Source organism: Erwinia sp. AK-PDG3-5, assembly GCF_056821705.1.
The window spans coordinates 265,810-290,883 of the sequence record NZ_CM165967.1 but is presented as its reverse complement, the minus strand read 5'-3'; the positions used below and the strand labels follow the sequence as shown (position 1 = coordinate 290,883).

21 protein-coding genes are annotated in these 25,074 nt (G+C 56.8%); 11 read left to right on the top strand and 10 right to left on the bottom strand.

Annotation, left to right across the window (positions count from 1 at the left end; all coding sequences use genetic code 11):
• Positions 1-224 precede the first annotated feature (224 nt).
• The 3 genes from AC1UKS_RS01265 to AC1UKS_RS01255 all read left to right on the top strand — a co-directional run bounded on the left by AC1UKS_RS01265 (position 225) and on the right by AC1UKS_RS01255 (position 5,132).
• The gene (locus AC1UKS_RS01265; protein ID WP_482435434.1) at positions 225-1,589 is read left to right on the top strand and encodes an MFS transporter; all 1,365 of its coding nucleotides are present in this window, start codon (positions 225-227) and stop codon (positions 1,587-1,589) included.
• A gap of 148 nt (positions 1,590-1,737) precedes the next feature.
• Positions 1,738-2,871: a GNAT family N-acetyltransferase gene (locus AC1UKS_RS01260; RefSeq protein ID WP_482435433.1), complete on the top strand. Its 1,134-nt coding sequence runs from the start codon at positions 1,738-1,740 to the stop codon at positions 2,869-2,871.
• A 353-nt stretch (positions 2,872-3,224) separates the two neighbouring features.
• The gene (locus AC1UKS_RS01255) at positions 3,225-5,132 is read left to right on the top strand and encodes a hypothetical protein (protein ID WP_482435432.1); all 1,908 of its coding nucleotides are present in this window, start codon (positions 3,225-3,227) and stop codon (positions 5,130-5,132) included.
• 40 nt (positions 5,133-5,172) lie between these two features.
• On the opposite strand, the gene AC1UKS_RS01250 is transcribed toward AC1UKS_RS01255, so the two are convergent.
• Together AC1UKS_RS01250 and AC1UKS_RS01245 are read right to left on the bottom strand one after the other, a co-directional pair.
• The gene (locus AC1UKS_RS01250) at positions 5,173-7,005 is read right to left on the bottom strand and encodes an ABC transporter ATP-binding protein (protein ID WP_482435431.1); all 1,833 of its coding nucleotides are present in this window, start codon (positions 7,003-7,005) and stop codon (positions 5,173-5,175) included.
• 75 nt (positions 7,006-7,080) lie between these two features.
• Positions 7,081-7,848 carry a DeoR/GlpR family DNA-binding transcription regulator gene (locus AC1UKS_RS01245; protein ID WP_013204330.1) on the bottom strand — a complete coding sequence of 256 codons (768 nt, stop codon included), beginning with the start codon at positions 7,846-7,848 and terminating at the stop codon, positions 7,081-7,083.
• Positions 7,849-8,040: 192 nt separating this feature from the next.
• Between AC1UKS_RS01245 and AC1UKS_RS01240 the strand changes: the two genes are divergently transcribed.
• From AC1UKS_RS01240 to AC1UKS_RS01205, 8 genes are all read left to right on the top strand, one after another.
• Entirely contained in the window at positions 8,041-9,066 is a 1,026-nt protein-coding gene (locus AC1UKS_RS01240) for an SIS domain-containing protein (RefSeq protein ID WP_482435430.1), read from the top strand.
• A complete protein-coding gene (locus AC1UKS_RS01235) occupies positions 9,063-9,992 on the top strand; it encodes an ROK family protein (protein WP_482435429.1) in 930 nt (309 codons plus the stop codon). Before AC1UKS_RS01240 ends, AC1UKS_RS01235 begins: the two co-directional genes overlap by 4 nt.
• A gap of 224 nt (positions 9,993-10,216) precedes the next feature.
• Positions 10,217-11,467: an extracellular solute-binding protein gene (locus AC1UKS_RS01230; protein ID WP_053141386.1), complete on the top strand. Its 1,251-nt coding sequence runs from the start codon at positions 10,217-10,219 to the stop codon at positions 11,465-11,467.
• A gap of 9 nt (positions 11,468-11,476) precedes the next feature.
• Entirely contained in the window at positions 11,477-12,385 is a 909-nt protein-coding gene (locus tag AC1UKS_RS01225) for a carbohydrate ABC transporter permease (RefSeq protein ID WP_482435428.1), read from the top strand.
• Positions 12,375-13,214, top strand: coding sequence for a carbohydrate ABC transporter permease (locus AC1UKS_RS01220; RefSeq protein WP_265909224.1), 840 nt, complete (start codon positions 12,375-12,377; stop codon positions 13,212-13,214). Before AC1UKS_RS01225 ends, AC1UKS_RS01220 begins: the two co-directional genes overlap by 11 nt.
• 32 nt (positions 13,215-13,246) lie before the next feature.
• Positions 13,247-14,329 (top strand): ABC transporter ATP-binding protein, encoded by a 1,083-nt coding sequence (locus AC1UKS_RS01215; RefSeq protein ID WP_482435426.1) that lies wholly within the window; start codon positions 13,247-13,249, stop codon positions 14,327-14,329.
• 145 nt (positions 14,330-14,474) lie between these two features.
• Positions 14,475-15,077 carry an alpha/beta hydrolase gene (locus tag AC1UKS_RS01210; RefSeq protein ID WP_482435425.1) on the top strand — a complete coding sequence of 201 codons (603 nt, stop codon included), beginning with the start codon at positions 14,475-14,477 and terminating at the stop codon, positions 15,075-15,077.
• 257 nt (positions 15,078-15,334) lie between these two features.
• Positions 15,335-15,556 (top strand): YdgH/BhsA/McbA-like domain containing protein, encoded by a 222-nt coding sequence (locus AC1UKS_RS01205; protein WP_013204338.1) that lies wholly within the window; start codon positions 15,335-15,337, stop codon positions 15,554-15,556.
• Positions 15,557-15,617: 61 nt separating this feature from the next.
• On the opposite strand, the gene kdpD is transcribed toward AC1UKS_RS01205, so the two are convergent.
• From kdpD to AC1UKS_RS01165, 8 genes are all read right to left on the bottom strand, one after another.
• Complete coding sequence (kdpD, locus tag AC1UKS_RS01200; RefSeq protein WP_482435423.1) at positions 15,618-18,287, bottom strand: two-component system sensor histidine kinase KdpD; 2,670 nt, start codon at positions 18,285-18,287, stop codon at positions 15,618-15,620.
• A 24-nt stretch (positions 18,288-18,311) separates the two neighbouring features.
• Positions 18,312-18,881: a potassium-transporting ATPase subunit KdpC gene (kdpC, locus tag AC1UKS_RS01195; RefSeq protein ID WP_482435422.1), complete on the bottom strand. Its 570-nt coding sequence runs from the start codon at positions 18,879-18,881 to the stop codon at positions 18,312-18,314.
• Between the two features lie 12 nt (positions 18,882-18,893).
• Positions 18,894-20,942, bottom strand: a complete 2,049-nt coding sequence (kdpB, locus tag AC1UKS_RS01190) for a potassium-transporting ATPase subunit KdpB (protein WP_482435421.1) — start codon at positions 20,940-20,942, stop codon at positions 18,894-18,896.
• An 18-nt stretch (positions 20,943-20,960) separates the two neighbouring features.
• On the bottom strand, positions 20,961-22,646 hold the full coding sequence (gene kdpA / locus AC1UKS_RS01185; RefSeq protein WP_482435420.1) for a potassium-transporting ATPase subunit KdpA: 1,686 nt from the start codon (positions 22,644-22,646) through the stop codon (positions 20,961-20,963).
• Positions 22,646-22,735 (bottom strand): K(+)-transporting ATPase subunit F, encoded by a 90-nt coding sequence (gene kdpF / locus AC1UKS_RS01180; protein WP_082267203.1) that lies wholly within the window; start codon positions 22,733-22,735, stop codon positions 22,646-22,648. The genes kdpA and kdpF overlap by 1 nt, the downstream gene beginning before the upstream one ends.
• Before the next feature lie 122 nt (positions 22,736-22,857).
• A complete protein-coding gene (gene nadS / locus AC1UKS_RS01175) occupies positions 22,858-23,142 on the bottom strand; it encodes a NadS family protein (RefSeq protein WP_482435419.1) in 285 nt (94 codons plus the stop codon).
• Between the two features lie 49 nt (positions 23,143-23,191).
• Positions 23,192-23,476 carry a type II toxin-antitoxin system RelE/ParE family toxin gene (locus AC1UKS_RS01170; RefSeq protein WP_482435418.1) on the bottom strand — a complete coding sequence of 95 codons (285 nt, stop codon included), beginning with the start codon at positions 23,474-23,476 and terminating at the stop codon, positions 23,192-23,194.
• A 303-nt stretch (positions 23,477-23,779) separates the two neighbouring features.
• Positions 23,780-25,009 carry an MFS transporter gene (locus AC1UKS_RS01165; protein WP_482436862.1) on the bottom strand — a complete coding sequence of 410 codons (1,230 nt, stop codon included), beginning with the start codon at positions 25,007-25,009 and terminating at the stop codon, positions 23,780-23,782.
• Between the last annotated feature and the right edge of the window lie 65 nt (positions 25,010-25,074).

Below are 25,074 nucleotides of genomic sequence, written 5' to 3'. Positions count from 1 at the left end.
GCCGTAGAAGCTTCTGCCGCTCAATTCCTCGACAGAGAGCACATTCCTGCAAAGCCTTTTCGGCCCACCGGCATTCAGTGGCGGGAATGTGAAGCGCTTCAAGCGCCCTTGTGACTCTTGCTGAATTTCCCCGTTTTATTCGCGCGTTATTGCAACAAAAGCCCAATGACCGTTACCTGACGGCGCTCCTATATTTGAAAGAAAGGCCCACAAGGTAACCTGTTATGACCGCAAAAAACGGCTCGCATGTCCGCATCTGGATATTAATGTTGATCTTATTTCTGTCGGTAATTGCCTACGCTGACCGATCTATTCTGTCGATTGCCGGCGGCGCAATTAAGGATGAATTTGGCCTGTCGCCGATTCAGCTGGGGTTTGTGCTGTCCGCGTTCAGTTGGGCCTATGTTATTGGGCAAATTCCCGGCGGTTTATTTCTCGACCGCTTTGGCACCAAAAAAGTTTATGGCATTACCCTGGTGCTGTGGTCACTATCGACGCTGGCGATGGGCTTTATCGGCGAGTTTTCTCAGGGCGTCACCAGCGCGCTCATTATTATGTTCAGCCTGCGTTTTGCGCTGGGATTAATTGAAGCCCCCAGCTTTCCCGCCAACGCCCGCGTTGCCATTATGTGGTTTCCAAAATCGGAACGCGGCCGGGCTTCTTCGCTGTTTGCCTCCTCACAGTATTTCGCGGTAGCAATCTTCTCCCCGTTGTCCGGCTGGTTGGTGTCTGAGTTTGGCTGGCCGTGGCCGTTCTTTGTGCTGGGCTTGATTGGCATTTGCGCCTTCTTTGCCTGGCTGTGGTATATGAAGGAACCGCGCCAGCATCCGCAGGTTTCCCGCCAGGAGCTGGACTATATTATCGACGGCGGCGGGCTGATCGATATTGACTCCACTGCCGTCAGGAAAGATAAAAATCGCCTGTCGCATGCCACCTTCCGCAAGCTGCTGACCAACCGCATGCTGTGGTGCGCTTATATCGGCCAGTACTGCACCATTGCCCTCAGCTATTTCTTTATCACCTGGTTCCCCATTTATCTGGTGCAGGCACGCGGAATGGATATTCTGCACGCCGGGTTTGCCACTATCGCACCGGCGCTGTTCGGCTTTGCCGGCGGTATCTCTGGCGGCATCATTTCCGATTACCTGATCCGCATCGGCTGGTCAGTCTCCTGGGCGCGCAAAACGCCGTATATTGTCGGCATGCTGATGGCCGCCACGCTGATTGCGGCAGCGGTGGCCAACAGTAACTTCTGGGTTATCGCCATTATGTCCTTCGCCTTCTATGGCAAAGGGGTGGCGGCCGGGGCAGGAACCTGGGCGATTATCAGCGATACCGCGCCAAAAGAAGCGGTGGGTCTGGCTGGGGCGATCTTTAACTGCGTGGGCAATATTGCCGGTATCGTCACCCCGATCATTTTTGGCTACCTGGTGGCCATCACCGGCAGCTACAGTCTGGGGCTGGTGTTTGTTGGCGCACATTGCCTGCTGGCGGCGTTCTGCTTCCTGTTTATCATGGGGCCGGTGGTACGCGTCGGCGGCGAAGAGCCTGAGGATGTCGATTACACGCTGACCCACGGCGTTCGCTAACCTGCCCTCTTCCGTCACCGCTCCGGCTTTAGCGGCCCGTGCGGTGGCGGTATCAGTCGTTGATCTTCGCGGTAAAAACCTTCACCTTAGCCTTTCGTGATCTATCCGGTACGGGTTCCCGTACTCGCCGCAATGACGGAGTACCGCTATGTCTCTTACCCTTCTGACGCAGTTGGCCGACCTTCCCGCCAGTCAGTGGGATACGTTAACGCCTGACGACCAGCCGTTTATCAGCCATGCCTTTCTGAGCACGCTGGAAGAGAGCGGCTGTCTGGGCAAAGGCACCGGCTGGCAGCCTGAACATCTGCTGTGGGTGGAAAATGGCGAGGTGCAGGCGGCGCTGCCTGGCTACCGTAAAACCCATTCCCGGGGCGAGTACGTATTCGACCATGCCTGGGCAGATGCCTGCCAGCGGGCGGGCTTGCCCTACTATCCCAAGTGGCTGGCCGCCGTGCCGTTCAGCCCGGTCACCGGTGCACGCCTGCTGGGTGAGGCCGACGCGGCAATAAAACTGCTGCAGGGCATTCCGGATTTCCTGCAACAGCGGCAGATGCACAGCGCCCACATCAATTTCGGCAATGCCTTTACCCACGATCGTCTGGCGGAGGAACCCAACTGGCTGCCACGCCTAGGCCTGCAGTATCACTGGCATAATCCGGGCTACCGCGATTTTCAGGACTTCCTCGACACGCTGATGTCGCGCAAGCGTAAGCAGATCCGCAAAGAGCGGCAGCTGGTTGCCAGCCAGGGATTCGAGTTTGAGTGGCTGACCGGCAGCCAGCTCAGCGAGTCGCACTGGGACTTTGTTTATGCCTGCTACGCCAATACCTATGCGGTTCGTGGCCAGCGTCCTTACCTCACCCGCGCCTTTTTCAGCCTGCTGGCGGAAAAAATGCCGCAGGCGATCCGCGTGGTGCTGGCGACGCAAAACGGTCTGGCAGCCGCGATGGCCTTCAGCCTGCTGGATGGCAACACGCTGTACGGCCGCTACTGGGGCTGCCTGGAAGAATTTAATCGCCTGCATTTTGAAACCTGTTTCTATCAGGGGATGGATTATGCGATTGCCCACGGTTTACAGCGCTTTGATGCCGGCGCCCAGGGCGAACACAAGCTGATACGCGGTTTTGAACCGGCGATCACCGAGTCCTGGCACTATCTGCGGCATGAAGGTCTGCGCGACGCCGTGGCCGATTTCCTGCAACAAGAGCGCGCTGGCGTGGCGGTGTGGGCAGAAGAAGCGCGGGAAGCTTTACCTTATCGACGTCAGGGTGATGAGGCGTGACGCATAAATTAAATTAATATCATTAATAAAATAACTGCCAGCAATGGCGGTTATTTTCCATAAAAAGCAATTTATAATTTAGCCAACCTTATGGTTCAATCGCAAACTCTGGTTAACGGTTGTAGAGCCTGAGACAAATAGAATAACGCTAAGGAAAGTCTGCAAATTCATTTAACTCAAATAAAAAAATAGTCATTTCAAACAAAACCCCTCCCTATTTTTCCTGCCAAAAATAACGCATCGCGACGCCATTAAAATTATTTATTACTGGTCCTGATAAACTCTTTTTTTTCCGCTCACATATAATTCTTAGCGAATCCCGTCATTAACGTTAATTACAAGAGGTTCAGCGTATGCCGTCTAAAAGTTCCACTAACACCAGTGAAGAAAATTCAATTTACGACCAGGCGAATGGCAATACATTAACGGTACTGGGTAAAGACGGAAAAGCCATTGAATTTGGCAAAGTCGTCATGGAGCTGGCCACCGTCAGCGGCGGGAACACGTCTGTTACCACTGTCGGCACCATCGATGCTTTACGTGCGCTTGAACCCACCACCGCCGGGCAAATTGCCGTGGTGATGGAGTACGCGGCCGGAACCAAAATTGGTGGTGGCGTGTTTATTTATGATATTAACGACAAAACAACGCCAGAAGACTATGGCATCAATGTCGTCAGTGCCAAAGGAGCACGGTGGAAACGTAATCTGGCGAACTACCGCGAAGTGAGCGTCGTTTTTTTTGGTGCGGTACCCGGCGGTGAAATCGATTGTATCGATGCGGTGACGCGGATGTGGAACTGGTCACAAAACACCAGTCCCAACATAGGCATTCAGTTTCCGGCAGGGCGTTTTTTGATGTCAAAATTTGATATCGCCAGTAAGGAGGTGACCCGATTTCGTCTGGCGGGCGATCTGGTGACCTTTGGCTATTCGCCTTCGACTACCCTGATTTCAGACCAAAAGAATGACGAGGTAATGTTTAACGTTAATGCCCGCTATACGGAAATCACCAGTATTATTGTTGATGGTGAAAGTAAGGCCGCTTCACCCAATACCAAAGGCTTTTACAAAAATATTATTCAGGCCGGACAGTTTATTCGCGTCAGTAATATGATGTTTTATAACTTGGGTGGGAAAGGACTCAGTATGCTCGATACCCTCGATTGTAAAATAGATCAGTGGTACGCCCGTGATTGTTCTGACACGGTTATTTATGGCGCCTGGTCAAATAACCCCTCGGGAAAATGGGACCATATCACCGCCATCGAATTATCCAACTTTAATATTCAACGGAGTACCTTAAAACCCGCCATCGATCTGCAACGCGCCACCCAATCGTTTATCTGGAATGGCTGGATTGAGCACTCAGATTATCCCGGCAATCTTTCAAATGGTGACTGGTCATTTATCGGCTTTAATCTGGAAACCTGCACCCATCCCTTTGAATGCCATTACACCCGATTTATTAATACGCAATTCAATATGCAGGCCGGTTCCAGCATCGACACCTCGGAAACCGGCGATACCTGGTCTTCCATTTCTGCCTATGAAAAAGGCAACGTGCATACCGAAAGTCACGGTATTGAGATCAACGGTTCGCTCAGCTACGACTACCTCTCCTCGCCCAACAAGATGGATAACCGTAAGGATGCTGAAACCTGGTTTTACCTTGGGGAACTGGCTCCGTCGCAAAATACCGTGCAGACCAAAATCCGTCTGTTAGCCAGCTGTGGTTACAGCAGCCAGGGCGAAACGCAAACCGGCTATTCTGAACGATCGCCTGAGGGCAGCGCGGATATCTTTATTCTGAAAACCGGCGACAACTCTTTTACCAGCAGCTGGGTTGGCCAGGGCTCCTCTCCGGCTACCCGCGTGTTGACCCAGCCCGGTTCCTCAAACGGCAAGATTAAAATTTACGTTAAGCTCGGCAAATATACCGGCTATACCACCGCCATCATTGAGACCAATGATTTTAGCCGGTTCAGTAAGGGCATCCGTTTTATGTTCGAAAAGTCCTACACCGCGGTGACCGATGCCACGATGCTGGCCACCTTAAATGGGGCGGCCGATAACTGTTTTCATCAGCACTGGCACGGCAAAGCCGCCGTGGGTATTGGCTTTAATAATGACAATGCCCTGCTGCTGAAAAGTGCCAATGTGGCGACGGCAGACGTGGGAACCGATGTGAAGTATCTGAAGGTGATGGTGGATGGCACAGCCTATGCGCTGGAGCTGAAAAAACTGAAGCCCGCCAGCTAGGCCGGGAGAGTGCGGCCCTGTTCACCAGGGCCGCGTAATATTAATCCTCGCCGACAAAGCCGCCGGTTTGATGCGCCCAGAGCCGTGCATACAGTCCGCCGTGCGCCAGCAGTTCCTGATGGGTGCCCATTTCGGCAATTCGTCCTTTCTCCAGCACCACCAGACGGTCCATTTTGGCAATGGTCGACAGGCGGTGCGCGATGGCAATCACCGTTTTTCCGCCCATCAACGTTTCCAGGCTCTCCTGAATCGCCGCTTCCACTTCCGAATCCAGCGCGGAGGTGGCCTCATCCATGATCAGAATCGGCGCGTCTTTCAACAACACGCGGGCGATGGCAATACGCTGTCGCTGGCCGCCAGAGAGCTTAACGCCGCGTTCACCGACGTGCGCATCCAGCCCGTAACGGCCCTGTGGATCGGACAGCATCGGGATAAACTCATCCGCTTTTGCCTGATGGATGGCCTTTTCCAGCTCGGCTTCGGTGGCGTTGGGACGACCGTACAGCAGGTTGTCGCGGATCGAGCGGTGCAGCAGCGAGGTATCCTGAGTGATCATGCCGATCTGCGCCCGCAGACTTTCCTGACTGACCTGGGCGATATCCTGACCATCAATCACAATGCGGCCACCGTCCAGATCGTACAGGCGCAGCAGCAGGTTCACCAGCGTCGATTTACCGGCGCCGGAAGGCCCAATCAGCCCGATTTTTTCGCCCGGACGAATGGTCAGCTGCAGGTTATCGATCACCCGACGACTCCCGCCGTAATTGAAGTTCACCTCGTCATAGCGAATTTCGCCGCGATGGACCTTCAGCGTCGGCGCTTTCGGTTTATCCATCACGCTGAGCGGCTGGGCGATGGTTTGCAGGCCGTCCTGCACCATGCCGATATTCTCGAAAATGCCGTTGACCACCCACATGATCCAGCCGGACATATTCACAATGCGGATCACCAGACCGGTGGCCAGCGCAATCGCCCCGACGCTAATCAACGACTGGGTCCACAGCCACAGCGCCAGGCCGGTGGTGCCGACGATCAACAGGCCGTTCAGCGTGGTGACCACCACATCCATATTGGTCACCATCCGCCCCTGTTCACGGGTTTTAGCGGTCTGATCGCCAATCGCCTCGCGGGCATACTGCCGTTCAAGGTCGCTGTGGGCGAACAGTTTCAGGGTAGTGATATTGGTATAGCCATCCACGATGGTGCCCATTAATTTGGAACGCGCGTCGGAAGAGGCTACCGAACGGGATTTCACCCGCGGCACAAAGTAGGCGAGGCAGACAACGTAGCCGACAATCCACAGCAGCAACGGCACCATCAGTCGCCAGTCGGCTTCGGCAAACAGCACCAGTGCGGTGATGGCGTAAATCAGCACGTGCCACAAGGCATCAACCGCCTGTACCGCCGAGTCCCGCAGCGCGTTGCCGGTCTGCATAATGCGCTGCGCGATCCGTCCGGCGAAGTCATTCTGGAAGAAATTCAGGCTCTGGCGCAGCACGTAGTTATGATGCTGCCAGCGGATCATACTGGTCATGCCGGGGTTGATGGTCTGGTGCACCAGCAGGTCGTGCAAGCCGATAAAGATCGGCCTCAGCACCAGCGCCACCACCAGCATCCAGACCAGTGCCGACGCATGATCGCTGAAGAAGGTGGCCGGCGGCGTGCTGTTGACCATATCAATAATGGTGCTGAGATAGCGGAACAGCGCCACCTCAATCAGCGAGCCAATCAGGCCGACCACCAACAGCATCGCGAAGCTTTGCCAGACCTGGCGAAGGTAGTAAACGTAGAAGGCCCAGACGCTATTGGGTGGCGTGGCACCGGGCGCATCCTGGAAGATGTCGATCAGTTTCTCAAAGCGGCGATACAACATTAAAGGCTCACTTTTACGGCTAAAAGAACTGATTTTAGTGCAATTTCATCCCCTTCTGCGTCACTACGTGCGTTTTTATGCCTGCGGCTCGACCACAACCAACCGCGAACCGTACTTCGCGCGCTGTTTCAGCGTGGGGGAATTTTCGGTGACTATCTGGCTGATATCGCTCAACGGACAGACGTGTGCCAGCGCGCGATAGCCGATTTTGGAGCTGTCGACCAGGACCACCGTTTGCTCGGCAGACTTGATCATCGCCTGTTTGACCGGGATTTCAACCGTGTTGATATTGGTGATGCCGCTGTCGAAATGCACCCCTTCCGATCCCAGAAACGCCCAGTCAACGTGAATGCTGTTGATCTTGTCGACGGTTTCCTGCCCGACCAGGGTGTAAACCTGATCCAGCATCAGCCCGCCGGCCACGTGCACGGTAATGCCCGGAAAATTGCCCAGCGCCATCGCGGTAAAAATGTCGTTAGTGACCACCGTCAGATTCTTTTTATCCTTCAATGCCAGCGCCAGCGCATACACCGTTGAACCGTTATCCAGAATCAACGACTGGCCATCTTTCACCAGGCTGGCGGCGTACTGCGCAATCGCGGTTTTGGCCGCGGCGTTCATCGTCAGTCGCTCAGTAAACGGCGTATCATTATTGCTCTCGGCTTCAACCGGCAACAGGCCGCCGTGGGTGCGCATCACCTTGCCGGTTTTCGCCAGCAAGGAGAGATCGCGGCGGATGGTTGAACTGTCCACGCCGAAGATCTCCGACAGCTCTGCGGCATTCAGATAGCCCCGTTCAGCAATCATTTCTACTATTTGCGCTCTGCGCTGTGCCGCTGTCATCCCTCACTCCCTTGCTGTGTAATTGCACGTTATCATGCATATACTGACTCACAACGTGCAACTTGTCACCCTGACAGGGCTTTATTCGCGGTAAAAACAATCAGGCTGCACGAATTTTCGCCTTGACTGCACGAATTCGTGCATATATGTTTAAACACATCAGGAATGTTTACCTTTAAGAGAATAAGACCCATGACGGCATTGTGCTTCAGTGACTACGAAAAAGAGTTAGCGCAGCAGGTCAGCGCCCTTGGCGACCAGCTCGACTATGCCCTGCCGGGCACACTGAATTCACTGGATCTCAACCAGTACGATCGCATTGTGCTGGCCGGAATGGGATCGTCTGATTATGCGTTGATCCCGATCGAACGGGCGCTGATCGCCCAGGGCTTACCGGTGTGGCGGATTGATGCAGGTCGCTTACTTGATATGCCGAAAATGGTCACACCAGGGACCTTATTATGGATAACGTCACAATCCGGGATGAGTGGCGAAGTGGTGGCGGTGCTGGATGCCGTCGCCACGCCGAAAACGCTGATTGGCGTCACCAACGATATCACCAGCCTGCTGGCAAAAAAGGCGGATATCGTGGTGGAACTGAAAAGTGGTGATGAAGCCACCGTCAGTGCCAAAAGCTATCTGAACACCTTAGTCGCCAGCTACCGTACGCTGTACGCCCTGACCAGTCAGGACGAAAAGCCGCTGCTGACAGAGGTCCGCGCCGTGCTGCCGCAGGTGGCCGGGATCATCGAACAACGCGATCCGGTACAGCAGCTGACCGACCGTTTATTCCGCCATGCTAAACCGCGCGTAGCGATGGTCGGCATGGGAGCCGATGCCGCCACCGCCTTAACCGGGGCACTGATTATCAAAGAAGCATCAAAAGTGAGTGCAGAAGGCTTTATTGGCGGCGAATTCCGACATGGCCCGATGGAAACCTCGGGTGAGGGCATGCTGGCCGTGCTGTTTGGCGATGGCAGCGATGTGACGCTGCAAACGCTGGCCACGGATTTGCTGAGCAACGGCACCGAAGTGGTTACCGTTGGGCCGGTGGCCTACGCCCGCAGTCAGCGCTGGGACACGCCAGGCAACTCGCCGTTAACCCGTTTACTCTGCGCTATGCTCTGGGTTCAGCATCTTACCGTTACGCTTGCCCGTGGCAATGGTATGGTGCCAGGTGAATTCCTCTACGGCAAAAAAATAACGGAAAAAATATGACAACTCACACACTTCCTCTCCGCGCAGGTATCGATATGGGTGGCACCGGGACACGCATTGTGTTGCTGGACGGTGAACGGGAAGTGGTGTCAGAAACGGTGGCGACGGCCTGGTTTACCACCCTGCCGCAAACGCTGCGGGCCAAGGCGCTGGTCGACAAGATTTGCCGCCTGTTGCCGAACGGCTCTTCGCTGGCAAGTTTAGGCATCGGCGCCAGTGGCCCGGTCAATAACGCCACTGAAATTATTGAGAATAACGACACGCTGGCCTGCTTTTCCTATTACCCGCTGGTGGCGCAATTACGCGAAATGCTGGCGATACCGGTGGCCATTGATAACGATGCGGTGGTGGCCGCGCTGGGCGAATACCATTTAGGCGCAGCCCGCGGCAGCCAGCGCATGCTGATGGTGACATTAGGCACCGGCATTGGCGTCGCGCTGCTGGATAACGGCGAACCGTTGCGCAGTGTTGACGGCAAGCACCCGGAAGCCGGGCATATTCCGGTCTCTTCCGAACCGGTGATGTGTTATTGCGGTTTGCAGGGCTGTTGGGAGATGCTCGCCTCGCGCAGTGCCTTGCAGCAGGCGCTGGAAAGCGAGCTGCCGGATTTGATCTGGAATGGCAGCACCCCGGCGGTATTAACCGAAATGAAAGCCGCCAGGCCGAAAGTCGCCGACATTCTGTATAAATATGGTCATACCGTTGGGCGCGGATTAAATACGCTGCTGACGCTGTATGGCCCGGATATTACCGTATTAAGCGGTAGCGCGGCGCCCCTGCTTCCGCTTTATCAGTCAGGTCTCGACTCAGCATTGGTCCGCGCAGACGGCTATGCGGTAAATAACCATATTACGCATTCTGCACTTGGCGATGCGGCCGGTGCGTTGGGCGCGGCAATATTGCCGACGCTCAGGGCCACTCGTTAACAGTCTTAAATTAAATCACCTATTCATCTCTCGACGCGCGGCGGGCGCGTCAGGAACGGCGAGTCAGCCAGCACCAGGGGAATCCCGCCAACTGTAAGAAATAAAATAAGAAAGTGCTCGTAATTATCGCCTGGCACCTTTAGTTTACAAGGGCGCCAGGCGTTTTACCGTTGTTAAAAAAGATTGACCAATCGCTTTTCATTTACTGAAACTGGAGAGTTTGTATGACGCGTCGATTCACCCCCCGTTTGACCGGTTATGTCCTCACCCTGCTGGCACTCAGCGCCTCCGGGATGGCCTCTGCAAAAACCCAAATTAATGCCTTATTTATGTCTCAGGCCGCCTACAGCGAAAGCGACGTGCGTGCCATGACCACTGATTTTGAAAAAGCCCATCCCGACGTCAGCGTTAATCTTGAATTTGTCCCTTATGAAGCGCTGCACGATAAAATCGTCGCGGCACGCGGTGCGGGCAGCAATGGCTATGACGTGGTGTTATTTGACGATATGTGGCCCGCTGAATTTAGCAAATTCAATATGCTGAAAGACATCACCAGTAAAATTACCCCGGATGAAAAGGCGAAAGTCTTTGATGGCGCCTGGAGTACCGTCAGCTGGAATAACAAACAGTGGGGGATGCCGTGGATCCTCGATACCAAATACCTTTATTACAATAAAGCGATGCTGGCGAAAGCCGGAATTAAAGAGCCGCCAAAAACCTGGGCACAGGTGATGGAGCAGTCGCAGATCCTGAAAGAGAAAGGCATCGTGAAATATCCGCTGGTGTGGAGCTGGTCGCAGGCCGAAGCGCTGGTCTGTGATTACACCACGCTGGTTTCCGCTTTCGGTGGTCAATTCTATAAAGATGGCAAGCTGACCTTCAGCGATGCCGGATCGGTTAAAGCCGTCGATTATATGAAAACCTCGCTGGATAAAGGGGTCACTAACCCGAACTCCCGCGAATATCTGGAAGAGGATGTGCGCAAGGTGTTCTCCAATGGCGATGCGGCGTTTGCCCTGAACTGGACCTATATGTACAACATGGCCAACGATCCGAAACAGAGCAAAGTGGCCGGTGACGTCGGCATTGTGCCTGCACCTTCTGAAAAACCCGGTGCGGTGGCGGCGATGAATGGCTCGATGGGCCTGGGCGTGACTCAGACCAGCAGCCACCCGGATCAGTCCTGGGATTACATTCGCTACCTGACGTCTCAGCCGGTGCAGGATAAATATGCCCGTCTGAGCCTGCCAATCTGGAAATCCTCTTATGACGATCCGGCGGTGCAGAAAGGCCAGGAGCCGTTAATTGCTGCCGCCAAACCGGCGCTGGACGTGATGCTGATGCGCCCAATTACCGCCGATTATTCCCGTCTCTCCAACACCCTGCAGCAACAGCTTCAGCAGGTATTGCAGGGACAGGTCACGCCGGAAGCGGGTATGGCAGCCGTGACGAAAAGCGCTCAGCGTCTGCATTAAGGAGTCGCGATGCTCAGTTTGTCACAACGTGAGCAGCGTCAGGCATGGGTGCTACTGGCACCCATGCTGATCGTGATGGGGCTGTTGACCGCCTGGCCCCTGCTGCGAACCATCTGGCTCAGCTTTACCGACGCCGCGCTGATCGGCACCGGTGGCGAAATCAATTACGTGGGTATCGAGAACTATCTCTATGCCCTCACCGATCCCGATTTCCTTGCCTCTATCCTGCGTACGCTCTATTTCACCGTGGTGTCGGTGGCGCTGGAAGGCATTATTGGCGTGCTGGTCGCCCTGCTGCTCAATCAAAAGTTTTATGGCCGAAGCGTGCTGCGGGTGCTGGTGATTTTGCCATGGGCGCTGCCGACCATCGTTAACGCCATGATGTGGCGACTGAATTTCAATCCTGACTACGGCAGCATTAACGCCCTGCTGACCCAGCTGGGAATTATTGACGGCTACCGCAGCTGGCTGGGTTCACCGGATTCCGCGCTGAATGCGGTGATGCTGGCGGACGTCTGGAAAAACTACCCGCTGGTCACCCTGATGACGCTGGCCGCAATGCAGTCGATCCCGGACGATCTGTTTGAAGCCGCCCGGCTGGATGGCGCGTCGGCCTTTCGCCGCTTCCGCGCCATTACCTTCCCGGCCATTGTCGGGCCGCTCAGCGTGGCGCTGATCCTGCGCACCATTGATGCCTTTAAAATCTTCGACATCATCTACGTGATGACGCGCGGTGGGCCGGTCGACAGCACCAAAACCCTCAGCTTCTTCGTCTATCAGGAATCGTTCAGCTATCTCCGTGCCGGCAGCGGTGCGGCCTACGCCATTTTGATGACGCTGATGTGTAGCATCCTGATTGCCCTTTATATGGTGATGCTCTATCGCCAACGCCGCAGGAGCGTAGTCAATGAAGCGTAAACTCCGGCTGGTTCTGCGTTATCTGGCCGCGCTGCTGGTTGCGGTCAGCATTCTTGGCCCGATGCTGTGGCTGTTCCTGATGAGCGTCAGCTCGAATAACGATCTGGCACGCATTCCGCTGGAGTGGTTGCCGCGCAAATGGGACTTCAGTCGCTACGCGGCGTTGGTCTCGCTGGCACCCGGTCAGCCGGGCGCGTTATTCCTGCACGCGCTGGGCAACAGTATTCTGGTGGCCACCAGCGCAACGCTGATTTCGCTGCTGTTGGCGATCCCGGCGGCATTCAGCTTTTCCCGCTATCCGGGCCGTGACGGCTGGTTGTTTGGCAGCCTGGCGATTTATATGGTGCCGCCGGTGGCCTTCGTACTGCCGCTCTATTTCGTGCTGCAACAGCTCAATCTACTGAACACCCATCTTGGCCTGGTGCTGGTTTACTGCTCGCTGATCCTGCCGTTTCTCACCTGGATGCTGAAAAACCAGTTTGATGCGCTGCCAAGGGACATCGAACAGGCGGCGCGTCTGGATGGGCTGCGCTTCTGGCAGGTGCTGCTGCGCATCACGCTGCCGCTGGCGAAACCGGTGCTGGGCGCCTCGGCGCTGTTTGGCTGGCTGCTGGCCTGGGATGAATTCTTTTACGCCTTGCTGTTTACCAGCAATATCAGTGCCCAGACGCTGCCCGTGACCATTGCGGGCTTTACCGCAGGCCGCGCCACCGATGACGGGCTGATTGCCGCCGTCGGCATTCTGGCCTCGGTTCCGCCGTTGTTTATCGCCATCTGGCTGCAAAAAAGCCTGGTTAACGGGTTGGCCAGTGGCGGCAGTAAAGGCTAGCCGTCGCCCTTTTATGGAGAGAACGCTGAATTATGGCTCGTGTTGAACTGGTGAAAGTGGCCAAGCGCTACGGTAAACAAACGGTGCTCAGCCCGCTGGATTTAACCATTCCGGACGGTAGCTTTACCGTGCTGGTCGGCCCGTCAGGCTGTGGCAAATCCACGCTGCTCAGGTTGCTGGCCGGGCTGGATACGCTGTCAGAAGGGGCGATCCTGCTGGATGCCAAACAGATCAACGATCTGGATCCCGCGGATCGCGACATTGCGATGGTGTTTCAGAGCTACGCGCTCTATCCCCACCTGACGGTGGCGGAAAACCTCGGCTTCCATATGAAGGTCAAGCGGGTCAAACGCGAAGAGCAGGAGAGCAAAATCGCCCGCGTGGCGGAGATCCTCGGCATCAGCAAACTGTTAAACCGCTTTCCCCGTGCGCTGTCTGGCGGCCAGCGCCAGCGCGTGGCAATGGGTCGGGCAATGGTGCGCAACCCGCAGGTTTTCCTGTTTGATGAGCCGCTGTCCAACCTTGATGCCCAGCTGCGCATGGAGCTGCGGGCGGAAATCAAAGCGCTGCATCAGCGATTCAAAACCACCATGGTGTATGTCACTCACGATCAGGTTGAGGCGATGACGCTGGCTGACCAGATAGTGGTGATGCGGGATGGCGTTATCGTACAGCAGGGCAAACCGCTGGAGATTTATGACTTTCCGGTGAACACCTTTGTGGCCCGTTTTATTGGCTCGCCGCCGATGAACCTGCTTGAGGGCCAGCTGGACATCCAGCAAGGTCAACCGGGCGTGCTGTGCCATGGCTTGAGGTTTTCCCTGCCTGCGCGCTGGCATGACGCCGCCAGCCGCCAGGGAAACAAACCGGTGCTGGTGGGTGTGCGCGCGCAGGATTTCATCCTCGATCCCGCGTCAGCTCAGCCAACCGCCACCGTCAACCTGATCGAAGTGACCGGCGAGTCGAGCCTGCTGCATATTGACTGGCAGGGCTTTTCCTTACATGTGCAGTTCGCAGGTCGGGTGGATGCCCAGCCGGAACAGGCTATTGCGCTGGCCATCAACAGTGAAAAAATGCACCTGTTCGATGCTGAAAGCGGTAACCGACTCAGTTAAACCGATAATGGGTGTCCACTGGATTGTTTCCAAACTGGAAAGAGTTTTTACGATTTTTCCGGGATAATAATCCCGCTAAAACCGGTGTAGCCTTGTGGTCAAAGCAACATCAACATCCGACGACAACAGAGTTAACGAGGCTAAGATGGCAACAGGACTGGTAATTTTACTGCACGGCGTTGGCAGCAACGGAGAGGATTTGGCCGGCCTTGGCGCACACTGGTCTGGCGATTTGCCTGGCGTGAGCTTTGCCAGCCCCAATGCCCCTTTCCGTTTTGAACATGGGCCGGGCTATCAATGGTTCAGCCTGAACGGCATCACGTCGGATAATCGCCCGGCGCGCGTGGAAGCCGCGCGCGAGGCCTTCGACCGGCAGCTTAGCGCAATCCTGGCCGAACATCATATGGAAAATCAGCTGGATAAAGTGGTGCTGGTGGGCTTTTCGCAGGGCTCGATTATGGGCCTGGACGCGATTGTTACTGGCCGCTGGCCCGTCGCCGGACTGGTGTCTTTTTCCGGTCGCCTCGCCTCACCAACGCCGTATCATCCGGCGGTGAATACGCCGGTAATGCTGATCCATGGTATGGCAGACAGCGTGATCCCTTATAGCGAAACGGAAACCGCCGCCATCGCGCTGCGCGAAGCCGGCATTACCGTCAGTACCCAATTTGATGCTTCCATTGGCCACACCATTTCCGCCCAGGGCGCGCGATCAGCGGCCGAATTTATCGCCCGCTGTCTGGCTTAAAGTGGCAAAACGGCGTGGATGTGCGCTGGCGCAGCCCAGAATGAACAGCAAAGCTCCTCAGGGAGCTTTTTTATTTACTTTATATTCAACCACTTAATACATGCCTTTCGCCCGTACCACCTAACCCTGCGAAAAAGTGTGATTAAGACCGCACTTATTGTTAATAGACTAATAATTACCAGGGTTATTATTACACCCATCGAAGGCACACGGTCTTCACCTGCAAAACATGCAAACCATAAAGAAGGATTTTAACCATGAAAACCATCAAAACGCTGTCTGTCGCCGCTATTGCCGCCCTGTCACTGGTTTCTTTCGGTAGCTTCGCTGCCCAGAGCATCTCCGCACACGGTGCAACCCTTGACGGCGCACAGGCCAAGATCGAAGCTCAGGCGAAAGCATCCGGCGCTGATTCTTACAAAATCACCAGTGCCCGTGCAGATAACGGCGTGTATATGACCGCTGAACTGTACAAATAAGGAATGGTGCATAAGGACGTGCCAGAAGAAGCTGCCTCCGGGCGGCTTTTTTTGTGCCTGCTCACTGGTACTCTTCAATCACCGGCGGCGCTTTGACCGGCAGGGTGATAATAAAGCGCGCACCGCCTTCCGCCCGGTTCTCGGCGCGAATTTTGCCTTCGTGAATGCTGACGATGGCCTGACAGATAGCCAGTCCCAGTCCAACACCCGGCACCGCCGACTCTTTATTGCCGCGCGAAAACTTCTCAAAAATCTGCATTTCCTGGCCGCCAGGAATGCCCGGCCCGCTGTCCCATACCTCAATTTCCAGTCGCTGCGCCTGCACTCCGGCGCGAATGCCGATCTGCGCATCGTCACCGGCATATTTCAGCGCGTTCTCCAGCAGGTTAGTCAGCACCCGCTCCATTAGCGGACCGTCAACGTGGATCAACAACATCTCTTCCGGTAACGCCAACGCCACTTTCCTGTTGCCCAGCGACGGCGCCATCATCTTCAGCGTGCTGCCAATTAACTCTTCCAGCGCCATCCACTCGGCACGCAGGCTAAATCCGCCGGACTGCAGGCGAGCCATATCCAGCAGATTATTGACCAGCCGGATAGTATTCAGCGTTTGCTCGCGCATCTCGCTGGCCTGAACGGCGTGTTTTGAGCCTTCCGTCGCCAGATCCAGCGTCAGGATCTCCGCCTGGCCAAACAACACCGTCAGCGGCGTGCGCAAATCGTGCGACAACGCCGACAGCAGCGCATTGCGCAACTGCTCGCGTTCCGCAGCCAGACGGGAAACCGCTTCGCGCTGGCTCAGGGCAATACGCTCCAGCGCGTTGGCAATCAGCACCGTAAAGGTTTCCACCAGCCGCTGCTGTTCCGGGATCATCAGCTGACGCAGATTCAGCGGCTCCAGCACCAGCAGGCCCAGGGTTTCATTGCCGCTTTTCAGCGGCAGGATCTGCCAGGGCACGCCCGGCAAGGTGTCGGTGCCGGCACCGGCCGGCTGCCCTTTATCGAAGCTCCAGCGCGCGATGGCGTTATCCGGTACGTTATTCAGCCGCGACTCGCCAACCGCCACCAGTTCGCCCTGCTCGTCCGGCAACAGCAGTTCGCTGCGGGCCTGCAACGTGGTGTCCAGACTTCGCGGTAACGCCTGCGCAATGTCCTGCTGGCTGAGCGCGCGGCTCAGGGTCTTCGCCATCTCATACAGATGCCGCGCGCGCTGTTCACGGTAACGGGCCACGCGGGCCTGATAGCGAACGCCCGCCGTCAGGTTGCCGACAATCACCCCCACCGCCAGCATCACGCCGAAGGTGACCAGATACTGCACATCCGACACCGCGATGGTGCCGGTCGGCATCACAAACACCAGGTCAAAGGCGACAATATTCAGCACGGTGGCAACGACAGATGGCCAGCGACCATAGCGCAGCGCCACCACCACCACCGCCAGCAGATAAACCATCACCAGGTTCACGGAGTCGACGCCCGGCAGCAGCCAGCGTCCGGCCAGCGTGACCAGCGAACATAAAATCAGGCTGGCCAGGCAACCGCGCAACGGATTTCGCCATTTGTCGCCGCCGGGACGGTTATCAGCCAGCGCGCTGGCCGGTGCCGAAACCGGCTCATCCAGCGCGACAATCACCATATCCAGATCCGGGCCGAGTTTGCCCAGCCGTTCAGCAAAGCTGTCGCGCCGCCAGCGGCGGGCTGGCCGGCGACCGAGGATGATTTTGCCGAGGTTATGTTCACGCGCGTAACGCAGCACCGCGTTGGCATCGTCGGGATCGGAGAGCGTGGCGGTTTCCGCCCCTAAATCCTGTGCCAGCTGTAAGGTGCGCAGAATGCCCCGGCGTCGGGCTTCAGAAAGCCGGTGCAGCCGGGGCGTTTCGACGTAGACCGCGTGCCAGACGCTATCCAGCCGGGCCGCCAGTCGGGCTGCGGTACGCACCAGTTTTTCGCTGCCGGTGTTATCGCCAATGCACAGCAGGATTGCATCGCGCGTATGCCAGACTTTCTCCCGACCCTGGCTGTCCCGCCAGGCCCGCATCTGATCGTCAACCCGATCGGCGGTGCGGCGCAGCGCCAGCTCACGCAGGGCAAACAGGTTGCCCTTACGAAAGAAGTTCTCAATGGCGCGTTCGGCCCGGTCGCCAATATAGACCTTGCCCTCTTTCAGCCGCTGGCGTAAATCGTCGGCCGGCAAATCCACCAGCACCACTTCGTCGGCCGCATCGAAAAAGGGATCCGGCACGGTTTCCCGCACGCGGATCCCGGTCACGCCGCCGACCACGTCATTCAGGCTTTCCAGATGCTGAACGTTGACGGTGGTCATCACGTCCATCCCGGCGTCCAGCAGCTCTTCAATATCCTGCCAGCGTTTAGGATGCCGGGAGCCTGGCGCATTGGTGTGCGCCAGTTCGTCCATCAGGATCACCGCCGGATGACGCGCCAGTGCCGCATCCAGATCGAATTCCGGATGGCGGTTTTGTCCGGTCGCCTTGCGCGGCAGAACCGTCAGGCCGTCCAGCAGCGCCGCCGTCTCCTCACGCCCATGGGTTTCCACCACGCCGACCAGCACCTCCAGCCCCTGCGCCCGCAGGCGACGCGCTTCCTGCAGCATCGCCCAGGTTTTGCCTACCCCGGCACAGGCACCGAAGTAGATTTTCAGCTTGCCGCGCCCGCTTTCCGTCGCCTGCAGCAGCAGGGAATCCGGGTCCGGTCGGTGCAGTTCATCGTTCATGGACGCTCCCTGTTAAGGTGTCAGTTATCGCAATGCATCCAGCGCCAGGTTCAGCGTCACCACGTTGACCGCCGGTTCGCCAATAAAGCCGGGGAATGGCGTATGGGTATTATCCTCAATCAGCCTTTTCACCTCTTGCAGCGGCAGCTGACGCGCCGCCGCCACGCGCGGTGCCTGCCAGAAGGCCGCTTCCGGTGAAATCTGCGGATCCAGGCCACTGCCCGATGCCGTCACCAAATCGACCGGCACCGCCGCGCTGGCCTGCGGATTGGCTTTACGTAATGCCGCCACCCGCTGTTTTACCGCGTCATCGAGCGCCGGGTTGCTGCCCGCCAGGTTGCTGCCCGACGACGCCAGCGGATTATAAGGTGAATCGCCGGTGGCGGAAGGGCGGCCCCAAAAATAGTTCGGCTGCGTGAAGTTCTGCCCAATCAACGCCGATCCCTGCGTTTTCCCATCATTTATCAACAGTGAACCGTTGGCCTGCGAAGGGAACCACCACTGGGCCAGCGTGGTGGTGAGTAAAGGATAAATCAGCCCGGTGATTAACGTTAGTAACAGCAGCAAAATCACCGCAGGACGTAATTGACTCATGATGCTCACTCCTTACAACCAACCGGTCAGGGTCAGTAACATATCGATTAGCTTGATGCCGGCAAACGGTACCAGCAGGCCACCAAAACCATAAATCCACAGATTACGACGCAGCAGCGCGGCGGCACTCAGCGGACGGTAGCTGACCCCACGCAACGCCAGCGGGATCAGGAACACAATCACCAGCGCGTTAAAGATCACCGCCGACAGAATGGCGGAGTCCGGCGAGTGCAGGCGCATCACGTTCAGCGCATTCAGCTGCGGATAGGTCACCGCAAACGCGGCCGGAATGATGGCGAAATACTTGGCCACGTCATTGGCGATACTGAAGGTGGTGAGCGATCCCCGCGTCATCAGCATCTGCTTACCGATATGCACCACTTCCAGCAATTTGGTCGGGTTGGAATCCAGATCCACCATATTGCCCGCTTCTTTCGCTGCCTGGGTGCCCGAGTTCATCGCCACCGCCACGTCCGCCTGCGCCAGCGCCGGGGCATCGTTGGTGCCATCGCCGGTCATCGCCACCAGACGTCCTTCCGCCTGATACTGACGGATCAGCGCCAGCTTGGCTTCCGGGGTCGCTTCTGACAGGAAATCGTCCACGCCCGCTTCAGCGGCAATCGCCGCCGCCGTCAGCGGGTTATCGCCGGTGATCATGATGGTTTTGATGCCCATTTTGCGCAGCTCGGCAAAACGTTCTTTGATGCCACCTTTCACAATGTCTTTCAGCGCCACCACGCCCATCACTTTGGCGCCATCGCAGACCACTAACGGCGTGCCGCCGCTGCGAGCCACGTCCTCCACCAGCCTGTTCACTTCTGCCGGGAAGGTGCCGCCATTGCTGTCGATATGGCGGCGAACGGCGTCGACTGCCCCTTTCCGCACCATGCGATCCTGCACGTTGACGCCGCTCATTCGCGTCTGGGCTGAGAACGGAATAAAGGTCGCGCCCATGCTGTTGAGATCGCGCTCGCGCAGGTTAAATTTCTGCTTGGCCAGCACCACGATGCTGCGCCCTTCCGGCGTCTCATCGGCCAGCGACGCCAGCTGTGCAGCGTCGGCCAGCTGCTCTTCGCTGACGCCCGGCGCAGGCATAAACTGGGTGGCCTGGCGGTTGCCGAGGGTGATGGTGCCGGTTTTATCCAGCATCAGCACATCGACATCGCCCGCAGCTTCCACCGCACGTCCACTGGTGGCGATGACGTTAGCGGCCAGCATCCGGCTCATCCCCGCCACGCCAATCGCGGACAGCAGGCCACCAATAGTGGTCGGTATCAGGCAGACCAGGAGCGCCACCAGCACGGTGATACTGACCGGATCCCCGCCCCAGACCGTGAACGGATAGAGCGTGGCCGTCGCCAACAGGAAGACGATGGTCAGCGCCACCAGCAGGATGGTCAGCGCGATTTCGTTCGGGGTTTTGCGCCTTGTTGCGCCTTCTACCATGGCGATCATCCGGTCGAGGAAAGTTTCGCCAGGGTTAACGCTGCACTGGATCACCAGCCAGTCAGAGAGGATGCGCGTCCCGCCGGTGACCGACGCAAAGTCGCCGCCTGATTCGCGGATCACCGGTGCAGATTCGCCGGTTATCGCACTCTCATCGACGGATGCGCCGCCTTCCAGCACTTCGCCATCGCAGGGAATGATGTCACCGGCTTCCACCAGCACCACATCGCCTTTGCGCAGCGAATCTGCCGCGACCTGCTGATGCGCCGACCCGTATTTTGCCGCCGCCATTTTTTTGGCATAGCTGGTTTTCTGGATGCCTTTCAGGCTGTTGGCCTGCGCTTTACTGCGCCCTTCGGCTAGCGCTTCAGCAAAGTTTGCGAACAGCACGGTGAACCACAGCCACAGCGAAATCGCCCCGGTAAAGCCGGCGCTACCTGGCGTTTTGCCTGCCAGCATGGCCAGCGCCAGCAGCGTGGTGAGCACGCTGCCCAGCCAGACAACAAACATCACCGGATTGCGGAACTGCACGCGTGGGCTCATTTTTTTCAGGGCATCGCCCAGGGCGACCCTTATCAGCGCACCGTCAAACAGCGCCTGTTGATTACGACTCATGATCCTTCTCTCCGGCGATTAATGTGCAAACATGATCAGGTGTTCCGCCACTGGCCCCAGAGCCAGAGCAGGGATAAACGTCAGTGCGCCTACCAGCAGCACCGTGCCAATCAGCAGAGCGATAAACAGCACCCCGTGGGTCGGCAGCGTGCCGTTGCCCACCGGCTGCACTTTTTTCATCGCCAGCGATCCGGCAATCGCCATCACCGGAATGATGATGCCAAAGCGGCCGACCAACATGCAGAACGCCAGCAGCAGGTTCCAGAACGGGGTATTGGCGCTCAGACCGGCAAAGGCACTGCCGTTGTTGTTGGCGGCCGACGACACCGCATACAGCACTTCGCTGAAGCCGTGGATGCCGGGGTTCGCCATACCGCTGCGTCCGGCGTCGGTCATCATCGCCAGCGCGGTGCCGAGCAGAACCAGCGTCGGCGTGATCAGGATCGCCAGCGCGGTCATTTTCATTTCCCAGACGTCGATTTTTTTGCCGAGATATTCCGGCGTGCGACCGATCATCAAGCCGGCGATAAACACCGCCAGCAGGACAAACAGCAGCATGCCGTACAGCCCGGCCCCGACGCCGCCAAACACCACTTCGCCAATCTGCATCAGCCACATCGGCACCATGCCGCCCAGCGCGGTAAAGGAGTCATGCATCGCGTTGACTGCGCCGCACGAGGCGGCGGTAGTGATCACCGCGAACAGGCTGGAGTTGAGAATGCCAAAGCGGGTCTCTTTGCCTTCCATATTGATGGCGCTGTCGGCACCCAGGCTGAGGAAGTGCGGATTGCCTTTCAGTTCGGCCCACATCACCACCACCACCGCGCAAATAAACATCAGCGACATCGCCCACAGCAGCGCATGGCCCTGACGGCGGTCTTTCACCACATCGCCAAAGGCAAAGCACAAAGCGGCCGGGATCAGAAATATCGCCAGCATCTGCACGACGTTGCTTAACGCGGTCGGGTTTTCAAACGGATGCGCCGAGTTAGCGTTAAAGAAACCGCCGCCGTTGGTGCCAAGCATTTTGATCGCTTCCTGCGAGGCGACCGGCCCCATCGGCAGCGTCTGTTTCACCCCTTCCAGCGTGGTGAGATCCAGATAGCCGTTAACGTTTTGCAGCGTGCCCTGGCTGACAAAGAACAGTGCAATCAGCAGGGAAAGCGGCAGCAACACATACAGCGTGATGCGGGTCATATCCCGCCACGCGTTGCCCAGCGTGCCCAGTGAGCGGTTAGCAAAGCCGCGGATCAGCGCGAAGGCCACCGCAATCCCGGTCGCGGCCGAGAGGAAGTTCTGCACGGTCAGGCCCACCATCTGGCTAAAGTAGCTGAGCGTGCTTTCGCCAGCATAGGCCTGCCAGTTGGTGTTGGTGACAAAGCTGACGGCGGTATTCAGCGCCAGATGCCAGCTCAGATTCGGCAGGTGCTGCGGGTTAAGCGGCAGGCTGGCCTGGGTCATTAGCATCACTGTCAGCAGGATCAGGCCGCCGAGGTTAAACAGCAGGATTGCGAGCAAATAGCTGCGCCAGCTCATGGATTCAGACGCTACGCCGCTGGCGCGCCAGAGCAGGCGTTCGAAGCCGGCAACACCGGCCAGCGGACGATCGTCAATCAGGCGAGCAAGACCGCTACCCAACGGACGGGCGAGGATCATCAACAGCAGCAGATAGCTGGCGATCAGTAAAAATGCGCTGGCGGCCATCAGAACGCCTCCGCATTAATCAGGGCATATACCAGATAGCCCAACAACAGGAACACCAGCACAATGCCGGTAATTAAGGCCATGCTCACAACACACCTCCAGAGGCGCTTTCGAAGGCCTCTATTGTTGCGAGCGGGGTGCAAAGTTGATGTAAAAATGCAGGGGCGGGGTGTAAAAAAAGTATAAAAAAAGGCTGGGGTGCCTATATTAATTACTGCGAGGCCAGTTCCCGAAAAAATGCGGGATTGGCATGAATAGCGGCCAACACTTTAGCCGCCAGACCGGTGGGATTACGCCTTTTACTTTCCCAGCTTTTAATTGTATCAACGCTGGTACCCAGAGCCCTGGCCATTTCACTTTGCGAAACGTTTAGCTGCTCCCGGATCGCCCTGACATCGGCAATCTCATAGCGGGTGACATTGCCAGGCGCTTTATCGCCATTCCTGATATCCACAGCCTCTTCTAAAGACGCTTTAAGATCGTCAAAAATGTTCATATCACACCTCGCTTTTCAATAATTTAGTTAACTTTTTCAGCTGGACTTTTTACGCATCAGTCAGGCTAACCTTAACGTTTTTCGGATAGGCCATGACAAGATAAATAACCCTTTTTGTAGCAAGAAAATAAATGACCCTGGCGCTGCCACTTTTACCTTGCGAGCCTGTCGCCATCCTGATTTTGCGCAGGCCACCCTTATTCCTTATCACATCGCCTTTCTCTGGCGACCCAATCAGCTCTTTCTGTAAATCCTTAAGCTCATCATCTGTGGCAATCAACTTTATCTGTCGCGTGAATGTTGACGTCTCGATAAACTCTATCGCATAGCTCACTGATAACTCTCTCTGTTAAACGCCAGAGTACACCATTGGTTGACTATGTACACCTTTATGCCACCAAAGCCGCAGGTAAAAAGCGGCTTTTACCCTGTCAGGATATACGCCCGCGCGCAGTGTAGCGCACAATATCACCTTCCCTGCGTAGCACTTATTTAAACTTAAAACTGGATCCAAATTTTGTGCAAGCGGCTTGAAATCAGGTAGCAACAATCTGCATTTCCCCACAAATAATCATCCTGCCTGGAAATAAAAAAGGCAGCGCCTTTATAGCGCTGCCTTTATTTACTGACTCAGTCGTTAGGCTACGGCATCGACAATCGGGTCGCGGACGATAAACAGGTAAGAGAGCGCGCCAAGTACGGTGACGCAGGCACAGACCATTAACGCCATGTTGAACGAGCCGGTTTTATCGAGGATAAAGCCGGTTAAGACCGGGGCGAACGAGGCGAAGATAAAGCTCGCGAAGTTCTGGATACTGCCGACGGACGCCGTCATACGGGAGGTGACGTTCACGTGGATCAGGCCCCAGCAGGAGGTGCCGGCAAAGTGGATACAGAACAGTGCCATACCGATCAGCACCACGGCCGCGTATGTGGTGGTTGCCTGCACCACCACGGCGGTAAAGGCCGCGGAGAACAGCATACCGGCAACGATACAGATTTTACGGGTTTTGACCGGCTGCATGCCGCGGCGCACCAGCGCATCAACCACATAGCCATTCAGTAACATCCCTGCCGCACCGAACAGGAACGGGATCGCCGTCAGCCAGCCTGTCGCTTTCAAATCCAGATGATAGGTGGTTTGCAGGTAGCCCGGCAGCCAGGCCAGATACAGCCACGCGGTGTAGTTGATGCCGCTGAAGCCAATCATCATCCCCCACATGGTGCGGTTCTTAAACAGGCCGCGCCACTCTTTCATGCTCATCGGCTCTTTGCGTGCGACGACGCTGCCGGCTTCCAGATAGTTCACTTCTTCTTTGGTCAGCGTTTTGTTATCGCGGTTGCGGTACAGCATGTACCAACCGGCAGAGAGGAAGATGCCCAGCAGTCCGATAGTAACGAACATGCCGCGCCAGCCCATGGTCAGCATCATCGCCGCCAGAATCGGTGGGCTGATCGCCAGGCCAATCATCGAGGCGGCGTTAAAGAAGCCCATCGGCATCCCGCGCTCTTTGATATTGAACCAGTCGTTGATCACCTTGACGCCGCACGGGTTCATCGGCGCTTCGCCAATTCCCAGGCCAATACGCACCAGAATGAACTGGGTGAAGCTCTGCACCAGCCCGGACAGGGCCTGGAAGCAGGACCAGACGAACATGCCGATCCCCAGCATAATGCGCGGGCCTTTACGGTCCAGCAGCGTGCCGCAAGGCAGCTGGGCGATACCGTACGCCAGCGAGAAGGCCGACAACAGCATGCCGATTTCGGTGGCGCTCAGCCCCATATCGCCACGGATGGTCATGTTAGCCACCGAAAGCGAGCTGCGGTCGAGGTAGTTAATCACGGCGGCGAGGAACAGCAGGATCATCGCGGTGGTTTGCACGCGTTTGATGCGCGCTGAACGTACCAGTTTGCCGTGCGCCGGGACGATTT

Bases quoted from the DNA above. Each gene is read 5' to 3' on its own strand.
- AC1UKS_RS01265 (WP_482435434.1), top strand. From the start codon at position 225: ATGACCGCAAAAAACGGCTCGCATGTCCGCATCTGGATATTAATGTTG.
- AC1UKS_RS01260 (WP_482435433.1), top strand. From the start codon at position 1,738: ATGTCTCTTACCCTTCTGACGCAGTTGGCCGACCTTCCCGCCAGTCAG.
- AC1UKS_RS01255 (WP_482435432.1), top strand. From the start codon at position 3,225: ATGCCGTCTAAAAGTTCCACTAACACCAGTGAAGAAAATTCAATTTAC.
- AC1UKS_RS01250 (WP_482435431.1), bottom strand. From the start codon at position 7,005: ATGTTGTATCGCCGCTTTGAGAAACTGATCGACATCTTCCAGGATGCG.
- AC1UKS_RS01245 (WP_013204330.1), bottom strand. From the start codon at position 7,848: ATGACAGCGGCACAGCGCAGAGCGCAAATAGTAGAAATGATTGCTGAA.
- AC1UKS_RS01240 (WP_482435430.1), top strand. From the start codon at position 8,041: ATGACGGCATTGTGCTTCAGTGACTACGAAAAAGAGTTAGCGCAGCAG.
- AC1UKS_RS01235 (WP_482435429.1), top strand. From the start codon at position 9,063: ATGACAACTCACACACTTCCTCTCCGCGCAGGTATCGATATGGGTGGC.
- AC1UKS_RS01230 (WP_053141386.1), top strand. From the start codon at position 10,217: ATGACGCGTCGATTCACCCCCCGTTTGACCGGTTATGTCCTCACCCTG.
- AC1UKS_RS01225 (WP_482435428.1), top strand. From the start codon at position 11,477: ATGCTCAGTTTGTCACAACGTGAGCAGCGTCAGGCATGGGTGCTACTG.
- AC1UKS_RS01220 (WP_265909224.1), top strand. From the start codon at position 12,375: ATGAAGCGTAAACTCCGGCTGGTTCTGCGTTATCTGGCCGCGCTGCTG.
- AC1UKS_RS01215 (WP_482435426.1), top strand. From the start codon at position 13,247: ATGGCTCGTGTTGAACTGGTGAAAGTGGCCAAGCGCTACGGTAAACAA.
- AC1UKS_RS01210 (WP_482435425.1), top strand. From the start codon at position 14,475: ATGGCAACAGGACTGGTAATTTTACTGCACGGCGTTGGCAGCAACGGA.
- AC1UKS_RS01205 (WP_013204338.1), top strand. From the start codon at position 15,335: ATGAAAACCATCAAAACGCTGTCTGTCGCCGCTATTGCCGCCCTGTCA.
- kdpD (WP_482435423.1), bottom strand. From the start codon at position 18,287: ATGAACGATGAACTGCACCGACCGGACCCGGATTCCCTGCTGCTGCAG.
- kdpC (WP_482435422.1), bottom strand. From the start codon at position 18,881: ATGAGTCAATTACGTCCTGCGGTGATTTTGCTGCTGTTACTAACGTTA.
- kdpB (WP_482435421.1), bottom strand. From the start codon at position 20,942: ATGAGTCGTAATCAACAGGCGCTGTTTGACGGTGCGCTGATAAGGGTC.
- kdpA (WP_482435420.1), bottom strand. From the start codon at position 22,646: ATGGCCGCCAGCGCATTTTTACTGATCGCCAGCTATCTGCTGCTGTTG.
- nadS (WP_482435419.1), bottom strand. From the start codon at position 23,142: ATGAACATTTTTGACGATCTTAAAGCGTCTTTAGAAGAGGCTGTGGAT.
- AC1UKS_RS01165 (WP_482436862.1), bottom strand. From the start codon at position 25,009: ATGATCCTGCTGTTCCTCGCCGCCGTGATTAACTACCTCGACCGCAGC.